Below are 18,409 nucleotides of genomic sequence, written 5' to 3' on the forward strand. Positions count from 1 at the left end.
GTAGGTCTGTGACGTGTCGTCGTCAGGTTTACCCAGCGAAAGTGCTGGGTAAACCCGATAAGTTAACCTTTATTGGCCGATCTGTTGCTCGTGAGCCTGTTGTTCCAGTTTCACCTGTGCGGCACGCTTGCGCAGGCCAAACCAGCCAAGTAGCAGTAGCACGGCCAGCACTGGGATGGTGGCAATAGTCCAGGTGCCGTTCGGGTAATCAAAGGCCATCATGATCACCACCGCTAACAGGAACAACAGCGTCAGCCACGAGGTGACCGGTGCTCCTGGCATTTTAAACGCCACCGGTTTGGCTTTCCCTGCCTTGATCGCCTTACGCAGTTGCATCTGACAAACGATAATAAATGCCCAAGAGCAGATGATGCCCAGTGAAGCGATATTCAGCACGATCTCGAACACCTGCGATGGCACCAGATAATTCAGCACCACGCCAATCACATAGATACCGCAGGTCACCAGAATACCGGCGTAAGGTACTTGCTGGCTGCTCATTTTAGCCATCAGCTTCGGTGCTGACCCCCCCATGGAAAGTGAGCGCAGGATACGGCCTGTTGAGTACAGACCAGAGTTGAGGCTGGAAAGGGCGGCGGTCAGCACCACGATATTCATGATGGTACCGATGTAGGGTACGCCAAGCTTGGAAAAGAAGGTGACAAACGGGCTTTGCCCAGCCTGATAGGCATTCCAGGGTAACAGCAGAACCAGCAGTACCACCGAGCCGACATAGAACAAACCGATACGCCAGATCACGCTGTTGATCGCTTTTGGCATCATTTTTTCCGGATCTTTACACTCGCCAGCGGCGGTGCCTATCAGCTCGATACCGGCAAAGGCGAAGATCACCCCTTGTACCAATACCAAAGCAGGCAACAGACCGTGAGGGAACATGCCGCCGTTATCGGTGATCAGGTGGATACCGGTTGTATTACCCGCTACCGGTGTGCCGACGCCAAGGAAGATGACCCCCACGACCAGGAACAGAGAGATGGCGGCGACCTTGATCAGCGCAAACCAGAACTCCATTTCGGCGAACCATTTCACGCCGATCATATTCATGGTAGCCACAATCCCAAGCGCACCCAGGGCAAACAGCCACTGGGGAACCTCGGCGAAGGTACCCCAATAATGCATATACAGCGCTACGGCGGTGATATCGACAATGCCGGTCATTGCCCAATTAAGAAAGTACATCCATCCTGCAACGTAGGAGGCCTTTTCACCGAGAAATTCGCGCGCATAGGAAACGAAACTGCCGCTGGATGGGCGGTGTAATACCAGTTCGCCCAAGGCGCGTAGGATGAAAAAAGAAAACACGCCACAGACCAGATATACCAGCGCCAGTGCCGGACCAGCCATCTGAAGACGCGCGCCGGTGCCAAGGAATAGGCCAGTGCCGATTGAGCCACCAATGGCGATCATCTGTATCTGCCGTTTACCCATGCTTTTGTGGTAACCGGACTCATGCGAGTCCAACCAACGTTTTCTCGCCGCCTGCTTGTCATGTGCAGTCGTTTTGTCTGAGTGCATTATTCGTCCTGTTCCTGTCTGTTTGCATCATGGGAATGAGGTCATGGCAACATTCCGCAGTTTATGGTTGATACCAACGTCGTTAAATAACGGCGAAGCATGCTACCCGTTCTGTGTAATCGAGGCAAAAAAACTGCGGTTCCATTGGCGATTTATCCTGCCTGCTTTCTGCTCATACCAAAAAAGCAATATTCAGTTGGATAGGTTTGAGAGCGTCTGGAGAGGAAGTGAGAGGTGATTGTGGCTATTGAATTATAAGGTTTTTTATCTTATTGACTGTTTGGGAATAGGTTAGCCAATATGATCTCCCCCTGCCCAACGGATATTTTATCCAGGCAGAAGGAGAGGGTTTCACTCAGGCCGATTCGGCAGCAGGCAGGGCGGAGGTCGGCAGCCCGAATATTTTGTCGAAGGCCCAGTTAAACACAAAGGTATAGCAGGGGATAATCACGATCAGCGCCATATCCAGCAGCAAGGCCTGTACCAGGGAAATCTCCATCCACCAGGCGATCAGCGGGATCAAGTAAACCACCAGCGTTAATTGGAAGCCCACCGCGTGCAGAATGCGGCGTTTTAGCGTGCGGGTGCGTGAAGCCTGGCGGCTTTCCCAGAATTCGTACAAGTAGTTGTAAATCAGGTTCCAACTTACGGCAATGGTGGTGATGATCACCGCCAAAGGCCCGGTGCTGCTGGGGGCTGAGCCGGACAGTAGTGCCAAACCAAGGGCCGAAATGACCATACCGATAACTTCATAAGCGGTCACATAGACCAGTTTGCGCTTCACGCCTTGCATGTCTTTCTCCTGCTTCATTTTTCGTGCCTGATGACGTCCGGCAATCCGATGCGTAAGATAACGTCAATACTATTGATAGAAAAAGTCAGGAGCTGTCAGTTTTACTGACAGGTGGGGCGATGAATTTTTCCAGTGACAATATCGAACTGTTTTTGGCCGTGTTGGATCGCGGCTCATTCTCGGCGGCAGCCAGGGCATTGCGGCGCGTGCCTTCGGCGGTCAGCATGGGGATCGCCAATATGGAAGCAGAGGTGGGCTTTCAGTTGTTTGACCGCTCGCATCGCGAACCGGTGCCCACCGCACTAGCATTGGCACTGGCTCCCCACGCGCGCTTGATCGCCGAACAGCTCAAGCAGCTGCAGAACCACGCCATTGAGCTTTCTCAGGGGCTGGAAAGCAGGCTGTCGATTGGTGTGGCGTCTGATATCAACAGCAGCGGTCTATTGGCGGCGGTGAAAGCGCTGGCGGAACGCTACCCGTTGTTGGATATCGAGGTATTGACCGCCCCGCAGGATGATGTTTTGCATATGCTTCATCAACAGCGGGTCAGCCTGTGCCTGGCATTCGGCGGGCTGGACGTTAACAGCCAGGAACATTTTCACTATGTGGGTAGCGAGTCGTTGGTGGCAACCATTGCGGCGCAGCATTCAGCCCTGGGTGCTGGCGGTGCCGAGTTGTTCCTGGAGGAACTGGTCAACGTGCGGCAGATCATGGTGGCCAGCCGGGATTTGCCTATGGCCGATAAACGCCCACAAGTAGCGGAATCCTTCTGGCGTACTGACAGTTTGCCGATGGCGCTAAGCATGGTGGAAGCCGGGCTGGGGTGGGGCAACTTTCCGCTGTCGTTAACTGCGCCATTGCTGGAACAGGGCCGGTTGATCCGCCTGAAATTTAAAAATACCAAAAACGAACTGCGCCTGCCGGTGCACCTGATTTGGCTGAAGCACCAGCCGCAACAGAAGGCGGCCAGGGAGTTGGTGGCGTTGATGACTGGCCCCTCACCCTAACCCTCTCCCACAGGGAGAGGGGACCGATCGAGCCACAAATTAACAACGGTATTCATCCTCAACATCAGCCATGCCACAGACTAGCTTCTGTACCTGACGACAACACCGAACTAGCTCAATATCAACCCAAACTCTGTACCTGACGGCAACACCGAGCTAGCTCCCTCTCCCTGTGGGAGAGGGTTAGGGTGAGGGGACATTGCTGCGCACTCGCCGAAGTTTTACTCACGTATCCTTACGTTTCTATTGCTTTTATTTTGGCCAGCGCGTTAATTTGATTAACGGAACCAGGCAAGGGGAAAGGGCATGATCAACGAAACGTTATTATCGGTACTCAGCATTACCGGGGCTATTACACTTGGTGCGATGAGCCCAGGGCAAAGCTTTATTCTGGTAGCGCGAACGGCGGTGGCTTCGTCACGGCGCGATGGGATGGCGGTGGCATTGGGGATGGGGATCGGCTGTTTTATCTTCGCACTCATTGCCTTGTTGGGGCTGCAATCGCTGCTGCTTGCGCTGCCTTGGCTGTATACCACGCTGAAAATGCTGGGGGGGGCCTATCTGATCTATCTGGCATTCAAAATGCTGCGCGGAGCCCATCAGCCGTTGATGATCGAAGCGGTTGGCGGCCAGCAGCTAGGCTTTCGCCGTGCATTCACCACCGGGCTGCTAACCCAGTTGGGCAACCCGAACACCGCTATCGTATTCGGCAGCGTGTTTGCGGCGTTGCTTAGCCATAAGATCCCCATGGTGCTGTATATCGTGTTGCCGCTGATTGCTCTGGCCGTCGATCTGCTGTGGTATGCCTTTGTGGCGTTTGTGCTGTCATCACCGCGCCCGCGCCGCGTCTACCTGCGTTTCAAAGCCTGGTTCGATCGCCTGGGCGGCAGCGTGCTGGCCTTACTGGGCCTGAAGCTGATGCTCAACAAATAGTCTTATTGTGCATGACGACGCCGCCACCAGTAGCGAAGCAGCAGAATAACGGCGATCGTCACCACGCAGAACAGCAGGCTATACAGCTTTTTGTCACTACCGCTGACAAAACTGCTGATGGCCTGGCCACCAAAATAGCCGAGCAGTACAAATAGCGTTGCCCACAGGATAGCCCCTAGAATATTCAGCGGAATAAAGTGCGATGGTGGCAGCTTACTGGCACCGATCAGCACCGGGCCGATAATCCGGAATCCGTACATAAAACGTACGCCAATCACAAATAAAACCGGGTGGCTGGCAATCAGCTTTTGGGCGCGTTCAATGCGGGCTTGTTGGCTTTCGATACGGGCAAGCACCCGCCCACCAAAATGGCGCCCGGTAAAATAGAGCACCTGATCGCCCAAGGCGCCGCCGATGGCGACCACCGCAATCACCAGCGGCAGGCGCAGCAATCCGTTGTGTGCCGCAATTCCTCCCAGTAGAGTGATGGTTTCCCCTTCGAGCAGGCAGCCAATCAGCAGTGCCCAGTAGCCATATTGGGTAATGTAGTGGGCCAGATCTGTCATTGTTGTTCCTTTATCGCGATGAAATAGGATTATAACACCCTGTTCCGGCAGCGGGAGATGAATTGAAACGGCCCGAACTTAATAATAGATTCTTGCATTCGCATAGTGTTTAATCCGCTATTAATAAACTCGTCTGCCAATGACATGGAGATATTATGCTCAAGGTTGCTCTCTGGTTGGTTTTATCTCTGTTTTCAGGGGGCGGGGTGATAATTTATGCTTTGCAACAGCAATATGAAGAGCAATCAGTCACCTATCGTATTTTATATCGTGAGGTGACGGTTAAATTATCCCAGCTTGAGACGGTGCTTTCCTTACTGTCGGTGTCCAGCGATCCCACCATCGTTCAGCAAAAATTCCCGCAGATTGTGGCATGGAAGCGCATGCCACAGGCACAGCCAATCCCGACTTTAACGCCAACGGGAGAGGGAACTTACTGGCTGACACACCAGTATTTTGCGCTGTTGATCGATCCTGCGCTGCTATTTGCGGACATTCCCCAGCGTCATGATTTCCGGCAGATCGGCCTGAGTTGGCAAAATAAGCCTTTATTTGAGCAGGGGGATCATGCTGAACCGGCGTATTGGCAATGGGACAAGGGGATCAACAACACCTTACAGCCCTTTGAATTATCCGCTCGAAACGACCCTGATTGGGCACGTATGCCTTGGTTGCTGTTATTGCTGCTGCCGGTTTTCTGGGCTGGCGTCGTCTATTTTATCGCCCAATACCGTATTCAAAAACGCCAACGCAATATTGCCGTTTTGCGTGAACACTTCTCGCAATTGACGCGGCTTAACGCTATGGGGGAAATCACGGCCAGTATGGTTCACGAGCTCAACCAGCCGCTGACTGCGGTGTTAAGTTATAACCAGGCCGCCCTGCGTCTGTTAGACCAACAGCAGCAGGATAAAGCCGTGCCCTTGCTTGATGCGGCAGTGATACAAATCAAACGCATCAGCACGTTGCTGCTGCAATTTCGGCAAAAGTTGGCGCACGAGCAGGTGTTATTGCAAGAGGTCGATCTGCATAAGGTCTGGTTGCGTGTCACTATGCTGCTGGAAGATGAGATCAACAAGGGCAAGGTCAGGATCGTTAACCGGATGCCCGATGCGTTACCTCCTCTGCGAGCCGATCCTCTCTGGGTTGAACAAATCTTCCATAACATAGTGACCAATGCCATTCAGGCACAACAGCCCAATCAGCCGGAGCCAGGCTGGGTGGCAATCGATGCTGAATACTCGGCTCAAGGGATCCAACTGATGATTACCGATGGTGGGCCAGGGCTTTCTGAACCAGCATTACAACAGGTCTTTATTCCCTTCTTCACGACTCGTCAGGAGGGATTGGGGCTGGGCATGGCGCTGACAGAAACTCTGGTTCAGCGCCTGAACGGCACTATTACGGTGGAAAATATGGCCGGTCAGGGAGCGCGTTTTATCCTATGGTTCCCGTTTAACACTCAGGAGGAGTGATGGAACAGTTTATTTATTTGATTGATGACGATCGGGCCATCCGTAGTTCACTCAGTTCACTATTGGCCACCATGGGGTGGCAAACGCTGGCTTATGAAAATAGTCTGGATTTTCAACTGCGGATGGGGGAACCGCAGGCGCTGTGCGGTTGCTTGCTGCTGGATATTCGCATGCCGGGCAAAAGCGGTATCACGCTACTGGAAGAGTGGCAACAGCAGGGCCTGGAGATCCCCGTTATCATCATGACTGGCCACGGGAATATTGATTTATGTCGGCGGGCCTTCAAAAACGGGGCTTTTGAATTTCTGACCAAGCCCATTGATGCCGATCTGTTGATTGAAACGGTCGCTGGAGCCTTGGAGCATCAGCGTATTTTTCAGCAACAGCGGCAAGCCACCGCCGAGTTGCAAGAGAGGCTCAATGCGCTGTCAGCACGGGAACTGGAGGTCACCGGGTTGATTATGCAAGGGAAATCCAGCAAGGAAATTGCTCAGGAACTGGAGCTTTCGCCGCGCACGGTAGAAGCCCATCGCGCCAATTTATTTGCCAAATTGGCGATCAACTCGTCGGTGAAGTTAATGAAAGTCTATGGTGAGCTGTTTTCTTCAACAAGAGTTAAGTAAAAACACCTAGAGCCTTAGGTATTCAACCGAATTGCGACACCGCTGCGCGCTGGTTATTTTAGCTGAACCTTCATTGTTTATCATAAATAACCTTTCAAGCGAGGATCGCATGAATATTAAACCTCTGGTACTGCTGGTTTCCCTCTCCGTTGTTTCCGGTAATGTTTTAGCCGATGATTATTTAGAGGGATACTATGGGGCGATAAAACTATTGCACGCCAGACAGTCGGCAGAAGATATGGATACCAGCAGCCGTCCTGGCGTGGGTGATTTTGTCAGCGGTGACGAAAAGCATAATTTCTATAACGGGGCTATCGCCGCAGGCTATCAATTTGGCAATGGCTGGCGCAGTGAGGCAGAGTATGTGTTCAAAAAGAAAAGCGAATACACCAGCGGCTCTACCACCTTTGCCAGTAGCTACAATCACCACAAAGTGGACGCTGAGCGCCTGATGCTCAATGCCTATCGTGACTACGCGCTAGGGTATGACTTCTCGCTTTATGGCACGGTCGGCCTGGGTATCGCCAAAGTGAAATCCGACGGCTGGCAGGGTAATACCTCGCGCCAATACGCGGCAAGCACGCAAAATAATCTGGCTTACTCCATTGGCGCAGGGATCAGCTATGCGGCCATGGAGCGGCTCAATCTTGATTTGGGCTACCGCTACGTGGATATGGGCAAGATTGAAAGTGGTTACAATAACTTTACCAATGCCCGTGGGTTAAAAGATGAGCAAATGAAAGCACGCCTGGTTTCCAGTGAGTTTGCTTTAGGCGTGCGTTACCTGTTCTAACCTTATCATTGATACCGGGCCGTGAGTTGCACCATCGCGGCCCGCACCTGCTGAACAATCCCTTCGAAGGTTCCTCCCCCTGATAGATCGGAAAAACCATCACTCATGCTGCTGCCATGATAGTCACCTCGGTTTTTTGCGGTGAGATAAGTGATAATAGCCGCCATGCGATGCAGATTAATCATTCTGCCATGCCCTGGCGGCGTGGCGTAGTAGAGGAGTAAGCGATGTATCAGGATTTTGACAGTGAGTTGAAGTGGGCCATGCGCCATATGCCACGTACCCGCGCGGCAGTAGCGGCTTTACCGGACCTGCATGGCGTGCGCCTGGCGTGTAACATGCACCTGGATCTGAAAATGGCCCCGCTGGTAGCCGGGCTGCTGGATAAGGGCGCGGCCATTTATCTCACCACCTGTAACCCGACGACGGTACAGGATGATGTAGTGGCCTGGCTGGAGCGTCACGGTGCCCAAGCGCACGCCTGGCGTGATATGAGCGATGCCGACTGGTCTGAATCGTTCGACCGTGCGCTGGCCTGGGGGCCGACTCATCTGTGTGAGATGGGAGCCGATCTGACCACTCGCCTGCATCAATCTGCCAATGGCCCGCAGATCAAGGCTGGGCTGGAAGCGACCGGTTCAGGCATCAGCCGCTTGGGGGGCATTGCGCCACGTTACCCGATCTTTAACTGGGATGACCTGCCGGTAAAAGAAGGGCTGCATAATCGCCACATGGTTGGGCTGACCGCCTGGCATACCTTCTTCCAGACCACTCATCTGACGCTGCATGAAAAATGTGTGGTGGTGATTGGTTATGGGCTAGTGGGACAGGGCGTAGCCGCTTCTGCCAAGGCTTATGGTGGGCAAGTTATCGTAGCGGAAATCGATCCGGCCCGTGCTTTGCAAGCACGCTACGATGGCTGGGCGGTAGTCGATCTAGCCACTGCCGTAGAGCAGGCGGACGTGATTGCCACGGCCACTGGAGCCAAAAACGTGTTGTCAGCACGGCATCTGGAGCGGGCCAAGGATGGGGTGTTCATCCTCAACGTTGGGCATGTGGCGGAAGAGATTGACGTCGGTTTCCTGCAGGCTCTGCCGCACAGCGAGCCAATGCCATTTGTGAATGCTTACCAACTGGCAGACAAAACGCTGTATCTGCTGGCCAACGGGTCGATGTTCAACCTGACGGCAGGTTACGGCGACAGCCTGAATGCCTTCGATGTGACCCTGGCCGTGATGGCCGCCGGTATCGGGCATATCGTGGGGGCCGGTGAGCAGCATGTTGCCGGATTGTACCTGTTGCCACAGTCTGCCTGGCAGCCAGCGCTGTAACTTTTACCTTGCGGGCGTACAACCCAGTACGCTCGCGGGTTGCATAAATTTCGCGCCGATAGATTTTGTCACAAATAGCTACTCACAATCACAGTGCAATTCTATATCCCTCACTTATAATTCAACGCAGTCGGTTCTCTCCTCCGTTACAGAGTAATACATGTGAAAATCCGTGTTTTGGTTCTAACCCTGCTCGCGTTGCAAGCCGGTTCTGGACTGGTGCCGAGTGCATTAGCCAGCAATAAAACCGCCGCAGTGCAGGCCTCCCAGCCTGAGCTGGCTTCTGGCAGTGCCATGGTGCTGGATATGCAAACGCATCGGGTGATTTATTCACGTAACCCCGATGAAGTGGTGCCTATCGCCTCGATCACCAAGCTGATGACGGCGATGGTGACGTTGGATGCCCACCTGCCGCTGGATGAAATGCTGTCGGTTGATATCAGCCAGACGCCAGAAATGAAAGGGATCTACTCCCGGGTGCGGTTGAACAGCGAAATCAGCCGCAAGGATATGCTGCTGTTGGCGCTGATGTCGTCGGAAAACCGTGCTGCGGCCAGCTTGGCGCATCATTATCCAGGGGGCTATAACGCCTTTATCAAGGCGATGAATGCCAAGGCGAAAGCGCTAGGCATGACCAATACGCATTACGTTGAACCGACCGGGCTATCGATTCATAACGTGTCAACCGCGCGTGACCTGACCAAGCTGATGTTGGCGACCAAGCAGTACCCGCTGATCGGCCAGTTGAGCACCACTACCGAACGGATGGCGACCTTCAAGGATCCCAACTATACGCTGCCGTTTCGCAATACCAACCATCTGGTCTACAACCCGAAATGGAATATCCAGCTGACCAAAACCGGCTTTACCAATCAGGCCGGGCATTGTCTGGCGATGCGTACCGTGATCGGTAACCGTTCCGTTTCGCTGGTGGTGTTGGACGCCTTTGGCAAATATACCCATTTCGCGGACGCCAGCCGTCTGCGCACCTGGATTGAAACCGGCAAAGTAACGCCGATCCCGGCGGCAGCGCGGGACTATCGCCGCCAGAAAGATGCCGCCCTGGCGAAGAACGACACGGAATAACGCGTTATTTAACCTGCCGCCAGTCGCGGCAGGTTATCCTTTCCCTATGGTGCAAAATTCACCACTTAAGCCCGCAGCTACAGTAAAATCATTAGGATTTCCCCTCTTCAAGTTTTCAACCCGCTATGCTAAACCGGTATGGCTATCCCACCCTTTGATAAGGAAAGTGCATTTTGGCAGGCAGTAGCTTATTAACCCTGATCGACGACATCGCTTCGTTACTGGATGATGTTTCACTGATGACGAAAATGGCGGCCAAAAAGACCGCCGGGGTATTGGGAGACGATCTGGCGCTAAACGCCCAACAGGTCAGCGGTGTTAAGGCCGATCGTGAAATTCCCGTGGTATGGAAGGTGGCCAAGGGCTCGTTTATCAACAAGGCGATCCTGGTACCGCTGGCATTGCTGATCAGCGCTTTCGCCCCTTGGGCGATTACGCCGCTGCTGATGGTCGGTGGGGCTTACCTCTGCTACGAAGGGTTTGAAAAGGTTTACCACAGCCTGACACACCGCAAGAGTGCAGAGGCAGAGGAGAAAGCGGAACCAGATACCACTGAAGATGTCACGGTCTATGAACAGCGCAAAGTCAAAGGTGCCATTCGTACCGACTTTGTACTCTCTGCCGAGATTATCGCCATTACGCTGGGTACCGTAGCCGGAGCCACCTTTAGCCAGCAGGTGATTGTACTGTGTGGCATCGCCATTGTGATGACGGTTGGGGTGTACGGCATCGTGGCGGGCATCGTCAAGCTGGACGATCTGGGGTTCTACCTGGCCCGTAAGCGTAGCACGCTGGCACAATCGATAGGGCGCGGTATTGTCAGTGCGGCACCTTATCTGATGAAAACGCTGTCGGTGGTGGGTACCTTGGCCATGTTTATGGTGGGCGGCGGGATTTTGACCCACGGGCTACCGCCTGTGCATCATCTGTTCACCGACTGGGCTAGTTATTCTATGGTGGTACCGGGCGTAGGTGCGATCCTGGGGGGGCTGACCCCTATGCTGTTGAATGCAGTGTTCGGCCTGATCGCCGGTGGCGTTGTGATGCTGGTGGTCTCTGGGATCGGTTCGGTGCGGGCTCGTTTTAAGGCTTGATGCAAAGAGGATACGGCAGACCCTTCTCAATCAACTCTCTATCCACCATCGGGCGCATTGAAGCGCCCAATGGTGGTGAGAACTAGAAGATCAGTTTGAACACACCGGTAATGGTCAGTAGGCCAACAATAAAGATAATCGCAATAATCCACAGAAAAATTTTCATCCGTCTCTCCCGACTGTTTATGTTTAGTGAATGCGTGAATGCACGCTGAGATCGCTAAGCCACGACAGAATTAACTATAGATGAAAATCAGCAGCTTGCCCGGAAAGGGCCTAAGGCAGCGTATGGCTGCCGCCATTCAGTGGCCGCTGCATAATGTGGGTATCCAGCCAACCGCCAAATTTAAACCCGACGCCGCTTAGGGTACCGATGCTGGTGAAGCCCAGCTTGCGGTGCAGGGCAAGGGAGCCTGCATTGCCAGCAGCATCGCCAATCGTTGCCAGCATCTGCCGCCACGGGCCGTGTTCACAGCGGGCAATCAATGCGCCGAGTAACGTCTTGCCAATACCGTGCCCTTGCAGGCCTTCGGCGACATAGACCGAATTCTCGATGGTATAACGATAAGCGGGTCGTGGCCGATACGGTGTGGCATAGCAATAGCCCACAACGCGGTCTTCCATCTTCGCCACCAGCCATGGCAACCCCGCAGCCAAGACGTTATGGCGGCGCTGTTGCATCTCTTCCAGCGTTGGAGGCGTTTCTTCGAACGAGGCTGGCCCGTAAAGCACGTGATGAGCATAAATCTGTTGAATGGCCGCCATATCCTCAGTGCTGGCATCGGAGACGCTTAGCGTTGCCAGCGGTGGGGTTGCAAGTGACATAGTGCTCCCTTTTATGATGATAAATCAGAGTACCAAGGCATTATGCACCGCGCCTGGCGACAAGATAAATTGGCTTTTTGTCTGGCGGGGATAAGAAAAAATGATGGTATTTTTCATGCAGAGAAATGTGTTAGGTGAAGAAAGGTATGTCATTGCGTTAGGTGTTGCCCCTCACCCTAACCCTCTCCCACAGGGAGAGGGGACCGAACGTGCCACAAATCTGTTTCCGTGCCTAACTTCGGCTTCCTATTAGCGAATGGCAACTTACGTGCTACAGATTAACGTCCGCATCTGACTCAAATCATGCCTTGTTAGGTGAAGTTACAGACCATCTCCCACACCTGACGACGACCCTGCTCTAGCTCCCTCTCCCTGTGGGAGAGGGTTGGGGTGAGGGGACACGGGTTACCGCCGCATCAATTGCGCGACGCACTGGCGTAGATAGTCCAACAGCGCGGGGGTGAGCCAGGTGCCTTCGGTCAAGGTCGGCTCTTGCTCCATTGCCTGGCGGATCTTCATCTGGGTGGCCGGATTGTCACTGGCATAGGACTGGAACAGTTCCAGCCAACGGGCCGCCAACTGTTTAGCCTGTGTCGATGCAGGAGCAACCTCCTGCTGCATCGCTTGCTGGAATTGGGCAATCAGCGCTGGCCATTCCTGAATGCGATCAAAATAGTGCGTGCGGACATAGGCATATTCGGTATCAGACAGGTATTTTTGATAGATCGCCAGCTTGGTTTCGGCAAAGGCACGGGTGATGTAATCGGTCATTGCCGGTGTGATCCCCGTTTGTTCGCGCATCGAAGGCTCATCGGCGTGCATGGCGTTGAGGCGGGTCAGAAATGCCGGATTGCCTGCGGTATCACGCTCCAGTGTACACATCCAGCGGCGCGCAATAGCCTGAGCACGCGGATCTTCGGCGCTTGCCCCACCGTCCATCAGCGTTTGCACCGTGCTCACCATCTCCTGCCATTCGCGATTACGCGCTTCGTCGGCCTGATAGAACGGCAGGTGTGCCAGTTCATCGGCGGTAAAGTATTTATCGTACATGGTCATCATCTCCAACGTGATCAGCCAATCATTCAATTCGGGTTCACTGCCATGGGTCAATTGGGTGTGCATATGCTGTAAGCGGCTGCGCAGCGTGGTTATCTGCGTCAGTTGACGATCGAGCATGGCAATTTGCTGTTCAATAACCGCGGGTAACGCCAGCCCCGAGTGCGCCAGAATCGAGTCGATTTCTGCCAGTGCGACTCCCATTCGCCGCAAGGCTTGAATATGGTGCAGGCGAGTAATATCTTCCCGATTGTAGAGGCGATATCCGGCATCAGAACGTGCAGAGGGGATCAGCAGCCCAATGCTGTGATAGTGATGCAAGGTTCTTACGGTTATTCCCGAACGGCGGGCCAGTTCGCCGACTTTCAGTAACATGCTGGTTTTCTCCCTGGTGTGAGCTGAGATACTACAGCCTGACGTTACGTGAGGGTCAAGCAGGGAGGTGGGGATTTTTGTGAAGTGTTGCAGGCACCAACAACCGGCACCTGCAACCGATCGTGGGGGAAGTTACCAGCCTTTGACGGCCCCGCCGTTGAAGATCTTCTCTGCCGCTTTGGCGACTTCATCGGACTCGTAGGCTTTCACGAAGTTCTGCACGTTCTGCGCATCTTTATTATCTTCGCGAGCCACCACGATATTGGTGTACGGCGAATCTTTATCCTCGATAAAAATCCCGTCCTTGGTCGGCGTCAGGCCTATCTGGTTGATATAGGTGGTGCTGATCACCGCCACCGCGACTTTAGGATCGTCCAATACGTGGGGCAACTGCGCGCCTTCCAGCTCCATAATCTGGTAGTTGTGCGGGTTGGCACTGATATCCAGCGAGGTTGGCAGCAGGCCTTTACCCTGCTTTAGTTCGATCAGCCCAACCTTTTTCAACAGCAACAGGGCGCGGCCCAGGTTGGTGGGATCGTTCGGGATGGCAATTACTGCGCCGTCCTGCAACTCTGACAGCGATTTGATCTTTTTCGAATAGCCAGCCATTGGGAACACAAAGGTATTGCCTACCACCACCAGTTTGTAGCCGTGATCTTTATTTTGCTGTTCCAGGAAGGGGCGGTGCTGGAATACGTTGGCATCCAGTTCGCCTTTGTCGGTGGCATCATTGGGTAGCAACGAACCGCTAAAACCAATCAGCTCAACGTCCAGGCCATATTTCTCTTTGGCCACCCGTTTGGCGACCTCCGCCACGTCCTGCTCGGCACCGTTAATGACGCCAACCTTGATATGGTTTTGATCGGCCTTCTGATCGCACCCTTGTAATAACAACGTTGCTGCTAATGCTGCGGCCAAGGCGGTGCAGCGCCAAACAATTGCCATGAGTGACTCCCTGTAAAAACAATAAGATCGGTCAGTGTTGTGCCAACAGCTAAACCTATGACCGTAGCCAAGTCAAATCCTGGTTAAGCACAATTTCTTATAGCTCATAACACGGCGATCAGCGTGGCCGTAACACCACGATACCCGGCGTATTCAGTACATAGTTGGCAAACGCCGAGTCTATCACTTTGTGGTTTTCCGGGCGTGAGGAAGCATGGCGCAGCACCGGCCCATTTTGGGTCATGATAAAGAAGCCGGTATGGGTAACGTCCAGCCCTGCCAGCTTGGTATAGATGCCGATATAGTCGCCGGTCTGTAATTGGCTAATCACCTGCTCATCAATAAATTCGCTAGGGATATAGGTGATGTTGCGCTCGGTGACCGCGATGCCAGGCAGATAGAGCTCGCCATCCGCTTTGCGGTTGAGCTGTTTGACCACGGTGATGGCATGCGGGCTGAGCTGCGCGGTGACGTCATCGGCAAGGATCTGGCGGGTGTGCGCCCAGTCGGTGAAGAAATGCTTGCGCTGCTGGAAACTGACATCACCATTGATATAGCGCGTCTGAATCACATTTTCGACGAAGTCGTTTTCGCTGGTGGCGGTTCTGAGCGCCTGCACGTAATCCAGATAGGTAAAGCAATCTACCCCACGGAAATCGATCACTAATTGTTCCGCTGCGGTGGCGGAACCGATTAGCCGGTTGGCTAGGTAAGGGGTTTCCAGGAAAGTCTGCGAGAGCAGATCGATGGCCCGCCCTTTATCGATTTCCGGTACCGCCGCATGCAGAGCCAGCGCTGCCTGCAGTTTGTTTACTGTGTAATCGTCCATTACTGTCGCCATTGTCAGAGGTTTCACCTGTTGCGGTAGGGATTCTACCGGGATTTTGGCCGGTTGTTTACCGCTGCAACCCATCAGCGTCGTACTCAATATTATCAGGGCCAAGCCACGCATCCCTCTCTCCCAAGCGATTATTGGTTTGGCCAGTATGGCGTGCGCAAGGTAAACCCAGTGTCACCCAAAAGCGGTAAATCAATAGCCCACTTCATTATTGAACGGCAGATACCAGAACAGTGCGATCTCATGATCGGCAATGTCCGGTTGCCCACGATAGAGTAAATGATCGATGCCACCCAGTACAAAGCCATAGCGCTGATAGCAGCGGCAGGCAATCAGATTATTGTTCTGAGTTTCCAGCATCAGCCCGGCGGTGTTCTGTTCCCGTGCCCAATGACGTGCGGCATCCAAAAGCGCTGTGGCTATGCCTTGGCGGCGAGCGTGGCGGCTAACGGCAATCTCCTCGATCAGCGTATAGTCGTTCCAGTTTTTGCTGAGAGTGATATGCCCCACGGCTTCCCCTTGGTAACGAGCGAGGAAGGTTTCCCCATCGTCATTGAGGAAGGGGGCCAGCGGGTAGACTTTATTGAAAGGAACCACTGGCTGTGTTGGCCACTGCTCGACCGGCTTATCAAAACAGGGTTGTGCGTAACAGGCGACGGCAAAGGAAAAGTCACCGTATTCCAGGTAACCGAAGGGGAGTTCGCTGATAATTTCGATGCCGATCGCCTGATGCAATTATTCCAGCTCCCTTAGCAGCCTGGCGGGGTTGCCCGCATAAATGCCTTTGCGGGTAATGCTCTTGCTGACTACCGCACCGGCACCAATCACCACGTCATCGCAGATTTCCACGGCCAGTATGGTAGCACCAGAACCTACAGAAACCCGGTTGCCGAGCCGCGTGTGTCCCCAGCTTGCCGGGTCGGCGTTAGGGGCGCCCCCTTTGAACAGATCGTTGGCAAACATCACGCCGTGGCCAATAAAGCAATCTTCGCCCAAGGTCACGTATTCACAGATAAAGCTATGCGACTGGATCTTGCTGCGCGCGCCCACGCAGACGTTCTTCTGGATCTCGACAAACGGGCCGACAAACACATCGTCCCCCAACTGGCAGCCATACAGGTTGCTGGGTTCGATCACCATCACGTTCTGTCCGGCCTGCACGTTATTAATCCCGCTTTGGCGGGTGCGGATCTTGGTTGTCATGGTCTCCCTCCATCAAGTAACGCAACATATTGATTATAGTGCAGAGTAACCCACAGGCCGCTGACAGCGTACGTTTTTTCAACCAAAGACTATAATTGATGCAGGGCCGAGAGCCTGATAGCCGCAACCCTTGCGCGGTGTCTGAACCGCCAGTGGTGTGTTTTCCGTTCGCCGATCGCGGTTGGCGGCGAAATGAGGAGGTGTCTCATGGTCAATCATGTCTGGGGTCTGCTGGCGCATCCCAACGCCGAATTCAAACAGATCAAAAGCGAGAATGAATCCGTCTCGCACTTGTATACCCACCACGTGCTGCTAATGGCGTTGATACCGGTGGTCAGCGCGTTTATCGGTACCACGCGGCTAGGCTGGCTCTCTGGTGAAGGGCAGGCAATCCGCCTGGATATGTTCACCGCTTTCTACACCGCCGTCGCATTTTATCTGTTGATGCTGGCTGGCGTGGCGATCATGGGCAAGGTGATCCACTGGATGGCGCGGCGTTATGAATCACGGCCAAGCCTGCACCTGTGTATGGTCTTTGCGGGCTATGTTGCGACCCCGATGTTTCTCAGCGGATTAGTGGCGCTGTACCCGTTGGTCTGGCTGTGTCTGTTTGTCGGCATTATCGGCCTGGCGTATTCGGGCTATCTGCTGTATCTCGGCATTCCACACTTCCTGAATATCGATCGCAAAGAGGGGTTTATCTTCTCCAGCTCAACCTTGGCGATCGGCATCCTGTTACTTGAATTGCTACTTGGACTGACTGTATTGCTGTGGGGGTATGGTTTCTGGTTATTCTGAAGTTAGCGTGATCGTTGCCCCTCATACCCTGTGGTATGGGGGGCTTTTGTTTAAATAAGCTGAACTCGACCCTCTGGATTTGTTACTCCCCCCTGCTTATTATCAACTCATTAAATGATACCGACTGGAATAATTGATGGCGACAATGAAAGAGGTGGCGCAGCGAGCCGGGGTTTCCGCTGCGACGGTCTCTCGGGTGATTAACAATACCGCCTATGTTGAGCCAGTGACCCGCGAGCGTGTCGAAAAAGCGATGCGCGAGTTCAATTACCACCGCAATGCGGCGGCGCTGGCGTTAGCCAAACGTAGTGGCAACATGCTGGGGTTGCTGACCGGGAATCTGGCCGATCCCTTTTTCTCGCGCCTGGCGCGTGGGGTGGAAGAGGTGACCCGCAAAGAAGGAGCGAAGCTGATGGTGTGCAGCGGTGGGCACCAGGCGGAGCGCGAAAAGGCCGGGTTGGATTTTCTGATCAATCAGGGCTGTGAGGCGATTGTCGCTCACATCACCCGTATGAGCGATGCCGATGTGCTGCGCTATGCCGCTCACTCCCCCGGTTTGGTGATCATCAATCGCTACTTTCCTGCCATTGCCAACCGCTGCGTGTGGTTGGATAACGTCAGTGCGGCTCAGGCCTCGACCGAACATTTGCTGCAACAGGGGCATCGGCGCATTGCCTGTGTGACCGCCGATTTACCCATTGACGATCGCAAGCTGCGTTTACAGGGCTACCGCAATGCGATGGCACAGGCGGGGATCGACGTTCCGGGGGAGTGGGTGATCAGCGTGCCCTTTGATGAAGAGGGGGGAGAATTGGCCGCAGTGACGTTTAATGACGTAATGGCCGCCGGCATGATGCGAGCCCTGCACCAGCGTCAAATCCCCTTGCCGCAGCAACTGTCGATTATCGGCTTTGATGATGTGGTGCTGGCACGCTATCTGTATCCCGCGTTAAGCACCATGCATTATCCCATCGAGCGCATGGCCAAACGGGCGGCCAAGCTGGCGCTGTTGAGCCAGCAACAGCAAGGGTTGCCGCCGCAAAATAACATGTTTAGCGCTGAACTGGTGCTGCGTGACTCGGTCACTCGCTGGCAGGGATAGCTTGTCCAGAGGTTGTTCTGAGAGCTGCAT

Annotated in this window: 20 protein-coding genes; 10 read left to right on the top strand and 10 right to left on the bottom strand. The window is 53.9% G+C overall.

Features of this window, described 5'->3' with window-relative positions:
- Positions 1 to 69 precede the first annotated feature (69 nt).
- Together ansP and JHD74_RS15520 are read right to left on the bottom strand one after the other, a co-directional pair.
- A complete protein-coding gene (gene ansP / locus JHD74_RS15515; protein ID WP_024527403.1) occupies positions 70 to 1,536 on the bottom strand; it encodes an L-asparagine permease in 1,467 nt (488 codons plus the stop codon).
- Positions 1,537 to 1,891: 355 nt separating this feature from the next.
- Complete coding sequence (locus JHD74_RS15520) at positions 1,892 to 2,329, bottom strand: PACE efflux transporter (RefSeq protein ID WP_065686760.1); 438 nt, start codon at positions 2,327 to 2,329, stop codon at positions 1,892 to 1,894.
- Positions 2,330 to 2,448: 119 nt separating this feature from the next.
- Between JHD74_RS15520 and JHD74_RS15525 the strand changes: the two genes are divergently transcribed.
- Both JHD74_RS15525 and JHD74_RS15530 read left to right on the top strand, forming a co-directional pair.
- Positions 2,449 to 3,336, top strand: a complete 888-nt coding sequence (locus JHD74_RS15525; protein WP_199063030.1) for a LysR family transcriptional regulator — start codon at positions 2,449 to 2,451, stop codon at positions 3,334 to 3,336.
- A 306-nt stretch (positions 3,337 to 3,642) separates the two neighbouring features.
- Positions 3,643 to 4,269: a LysE family translocator gene (locus JHD74_RS15530; protein ID WP_074027975.1), complete on the top strand. Its 627-nt coding sequence runs from the start codon at positions 3,643 to 3,645 to the stop codon at positions 4,267 to 4,269.
- A 2-nt stretch (positions 4,270 to 4,271) separates the two neighbouring features.
- Here JHD74_RS15530 and JHD74_RS15535 read toward each other — a convergent pair whose 3' ends face one another.
- Positions 4,272 to 4,835 carry a DedA family protein gene (locus JHD74_RS15535; protein WP_024527406.1) on the bottom strand — a complete coding sequence of 188 codons (564 nt, stop codon included), beginning with the start codon at positions 4,833 to 4,835 and terminating at the stop codon, positions 4,272 to 4,274.
- Positions 4,836 to 5,041: 206 nt separating this feature from the next.
- On the opposite strand from JHD74_RS15535, the gene JHD74_RS15540 reads away from it, so the two are divergent.
- From JHD74_RS15540 to JHD74_RS15550, 3 genes are all read left to right on the top strand, one after another.
- Positions 5,042 to 6,310, top strand: a complete 1,269-nt coding sequence (locus JHD74_RS15540; protein WP_370592654.1) for a sensor histidine kinase — start codon at positions 5,042 to 5,044, stop codon at positions 6,308 to 6,310.
- Positions 6,310 to 6,933 (top strand): response regulator transcription factor, encoded by a 624-nt coding sequence (locus JHD74_RS15545; RefSeq protein WP_199063032.1) that lies wholly within the window; start codon positions 6,310 to 6,312, stop codon positions 6,931 to 6,933. Before JHD74_RS15540 ends, JHD74_RS15545 begins: the two co-directional genes overlap by 1 nt.
- Positions 6,934 to 7,042: 109 nt before the next feature.
- Positions 7,043 to 7,726, top strand: coding sequence for an outer membrane protein (locus tag JHD74_RS15550; protein ID WP_024527409.1), 684 nt, complete (start codon positions 7,043 to 7,045; stop codon positions 7,724 to 7,726).
- A gap of 5 nt (positions 7,727 to 7,731) precedes the next feature.
- Here the strand turns inward: JHD74_RS15550 and JHD74_RS15555 are convergent, their stop codons facing one another.
- Positions 7,732 to 7,911, bottom strand: a complete 180-nt coding sequence (locus JHD74_RS15555) for a hypothetical protein (protein WP_199063033.1) — start codon at positions 7,909 to 7,911, stop codon at positions 7,732 to 7,734.
- 42 nt (positions 7,912 to 7,953) lie between these two features.
- Here JHD74_RS15555 and JHD74_RS15560 point away from each other — a divergent pair, with 42 nt between their 5' ends.
- The 3 genes from JHD74_RS15560 (at position 7,954) to JHD74_RS15570 (ending at position 11,237) form a co-directional block, all read left to right on the top strand.
- Complete coding sequence (locus tag JHD74_RS15560; RefSeq protein ID WP_199063034.1) at positions 7,954 to 9,057, top strand: adenosylhomocysteinase; 1,104 nt, start codon at positions 7,954 to 7,956, stop codon at positions 9,055 to 9,057.
- 156 nt (positions 9,058 to 9,213) lie between these two features.
- Entirely contained in the window at positions 9,214 to 10,143 is a 930-nt protein-coding gene (gene pbpG, locus JHD74_RS15565; RefSeq protein WP_074027980.1) for a D-alanyl-D-alanine endopeptidase, read from the top strand.
- A gap of 173 nt (positions 10,144 to 10,316) precedes the next feature.
- Positions 10,317 to 11,237: a DUF808 domain-containing protein gene (locus JHD74_RS15570; RefSeq protein ID WP_024527413.1), complete on the top strand. Its 921-nt coding sequence runs from the start codon at positions 10,317 to 10,319 to the stop codon at positions 11,235 to 11,237.
- Positions 11,238 to 11,513: 276 nt separating this feature from the next.
- On the opposite strand, the gene JHD74_RS15575 is transcribed toward JHD74_RS15570, so the two are convergent.
- The 6 genes from JHD74_RS15575 to JHD74_RS15600 form a co-directional block, all read right to left on the bottom strand.
- Complete coding sequence (locus JHD74_RS15575; RefSeq protein ID WP_024527414.1) at positions 11,514 to 12,062, bottom strand: GNAT family N-acetyltransferase; 549 nt, start codon at positions 12,060 to 12,062, stop codon at positions 11,514 to 11,516.
- Positions 12,063 to 12,467: 405 nt separating this feature from the next.
- The gene (locus JHD74_RS15580; protein WP_199063035.1) at positions 12,468 to 13,493 is read right to left on the bottom strand and encodes a MerR family transcriptional regulator; all 1,026 of its coding nucleotides are present in this window, start codon (positions 13,491 to 13,493) and stop codon (positions 12,468 to 12,470) included.
- A 132-nt stretch (positions 13,494 to 13,625) separates the two neighbouring features.
- On the bottom strand, positions 13,626 to 14,438 hold the full coding sequence (locus tag JHD74_RS15585; RefSeq protein WP_024527416.1) for a MetQ/NlpA family lipoprotein: 813 nt from the start codon (positions 14,436 to 14,438) through the stop codon (positions 13,626 to 13,628).
- A 118-nt stretch (positions 14,439 to 14,556) separates the two neighbouring features.
- Positions 14,557 to 15,390: a DUF1460 domain-containing protein gene (locus tag JHD74_RS15590; RefSeq protein WP_199063036.1), complete on the bottom strand. Its 834-nt coding sequence runs from the start codon at positions 15,388 to 15,390 to the stop codon at positions 14,557 to 14,559.
- Positions 15,391 to 15,468: 78 nt separating this feature from the next.
- Positions 15,469 to 16,011 carry a GNAT family N-acetyltransferase gene (locus JHD74_RS15595; protein ID WP_074027985.1) on the bottom strand — a complete coding sequence of 181 codons (543 nt, stop codon included), beginning with the start codon at positions 16,009 to 16,011 and terminating at the stop codon, positions 15,469 to 15,471.
- Positions 16,012 to 16,479 carry an acyltransferase gene (locus JHD74_RS15600; protein ID WP_024527419.1) on the bottom strand — a complete coding sequence of 156 codons (468 nt, stop codon included), beginning with the start codon at positions 16,477 to 16,479 and terminating at the stop codon, positions 16,012 to 16,014.
- A 207-nt stretch (positions 16,480 to 16,686) separates the two neighbouring features.
- On the opposite strand from JHD74_RS15600, the gene JHD74_RS15605 reads away from it, so the two are divergent.
- Together JHD74_RS15605 and JHD74_RS15610 are read left to right on the top strand one after the other, a co-directional pair.
- Positions 16,687 to 17,277: a Yip1 family protein gene (locus JHD74_RS15605; RefSeq protein ID WP_065686771.1), complete on the top strand. Its 591-nt coding sequence runs from the start codon at positions 16,687 to 16,689 to the stop codon at positions 17,275 to 17,277.
- Positions 17,278 to 17,413: 136 nt separating this feature from the next.
- On the top strand, positions 17,414 to 18,379 hold the full coding sequence (locus JHD74_RS15610; protein ID WP_199063037.1) for a LacI family DNA-binding transcriptional regulator: 966 nt from the start codon (positions 17,414 to 17,416) through the stop codon (positions 18,377 to 18,379).
- The last annotated feature ends 30 nt before the right edge of the window (positions 18,380 to 18,409 follow it).

The organism is Serratia sp. ASV30, from assembly GCF_016428815.1.
Classification (GTDB): domain Bacteria; phylum Pseudomonadota; class Gammaproteobacteria; order Enterobacterales; family Enterobacteriaceae; genus Chania; species Chania fonticola_C.

What these genes read in the sequence shown, in the direction of transcription:
- ansP (WP_024527403.1), bottom strand. Translation starts at nt 1,536, where the DNA reads ATGCACTCAGACAAAACGACTGCACATGACAAGCAGGCGGCGAGAAAA.
- JHD74_RS15520 (WP_065686760.1), bottom strand. Translation starts at nt 2,329, where the DNA reads ATGCAAGGCGTGAAGCGCAAACTGGTCTATGTGACCGCTTATGAAGTT.
- JHD74_RS15525 (WP_199063030.1), top strand. Translation starts at nt 2,449, where the DNA reads ATGAATTTTTCCAGTGACAATATCGAACTGTTTTTGGCCGTGTTGGAT.
- JHD74_RS15530 (WP_074027975.1), top strand. Translation starts at nt 3,643, where the DNA reads ATGATCAACGAAACGTTATTATCGGTACTCAGCATTACCGGGGCTATT.
- JHD74_RS15535 (WP_024527406.1), bottom strand. Translation starts at nt 4,835, where the DNA reads ATGACAGATCTGGCCCACTACATTACCCAATATGGCTACTGGGCACTG.
- JHD74_RS15545 (WP_199063032.1), top strand. Translation starts at nt 6,310, where the DNA reads ATGGAACAGTTTATTTATTTGATTGATGACGATCGGGCCATCCGTAGT.
- JHD74_RS15550 (WP_024527409.1), top strand. Translation starts at nt 7,043, where the DNA reads ATGAATATTAAACCTCTGGTACTGCTGGTTTCCCTCTCCGTTGTTTCC.
- JHD74_RS15555 (WP_199063033.1), bottom strand. Translation starts at nt 7,911, where the DNA reads ATGATTAATCTGCATCGCATGGCGGCTATTATCACTTATCTCACCGCA.
- JHD74_RS15560 (WP_199063034.1), top strand. Translation starts at nt 7,954, where the DNA reads ATGTATCAGGATTTTGACAGTGAGTTGAAGTGGGCCATGCGCCATATG.
- JHD74_RS15575 (WP_024527414.1), bottom strand. Translation starts at nt 12,062, where the DNA reads ATGTCACTTGCAACCCCACCGCTGGCAACGCTAAGCGTCTCCGATGCC.
- JHD74_RS15580 (WP_199063035.1), bottom strand. Translation starts at nt 13,493, where the DNA reads ATGTTACTGAAAGTCGGCGAACTGGCCCGCCGTTCGGGAATAACCGTA.
- JHD74_RS15585 (WP_024527416.1), bottom strand. Translation starts at nt 14,438, where the DNA reads ATGGCAATTGTTTGGCGCTGCACCGCCTTGGCCGCAGCATTAGCAGCA.
- JHD74_RS15590 (WP_199063036.1), bottom strand. Translation starts at nt 15,390, where the DNA reads ATGCGTGGCTTGGCCCTGATAATATTGAGTACGACGCTGATGGGTTGC.
- JHD74_RS15600 (WP_024527419.1), bottom strand. Translation starts at nt 16,479, where the DNA reads ATGACAACCAAGATCCGCACCCGCCAAAGCGGGATTAATAACGTGCAG.
- JHD74_RS15605 (WP_065686771.1), top strand. Translation starts at nt 16,687, where the DNA reads ATGGTCAATCATGTCTGGGGTCTGCTGGCGCATCCCAACGCCGAATTC.
- JHD74_RS15610 (WP_199063037.1), top strand. Translation starts at nt 17,414, where the DNA reads ATGGCGACAATGAAAGAGGTGGCGCAGCGAGCCGGGGTTTCCGCTGCG.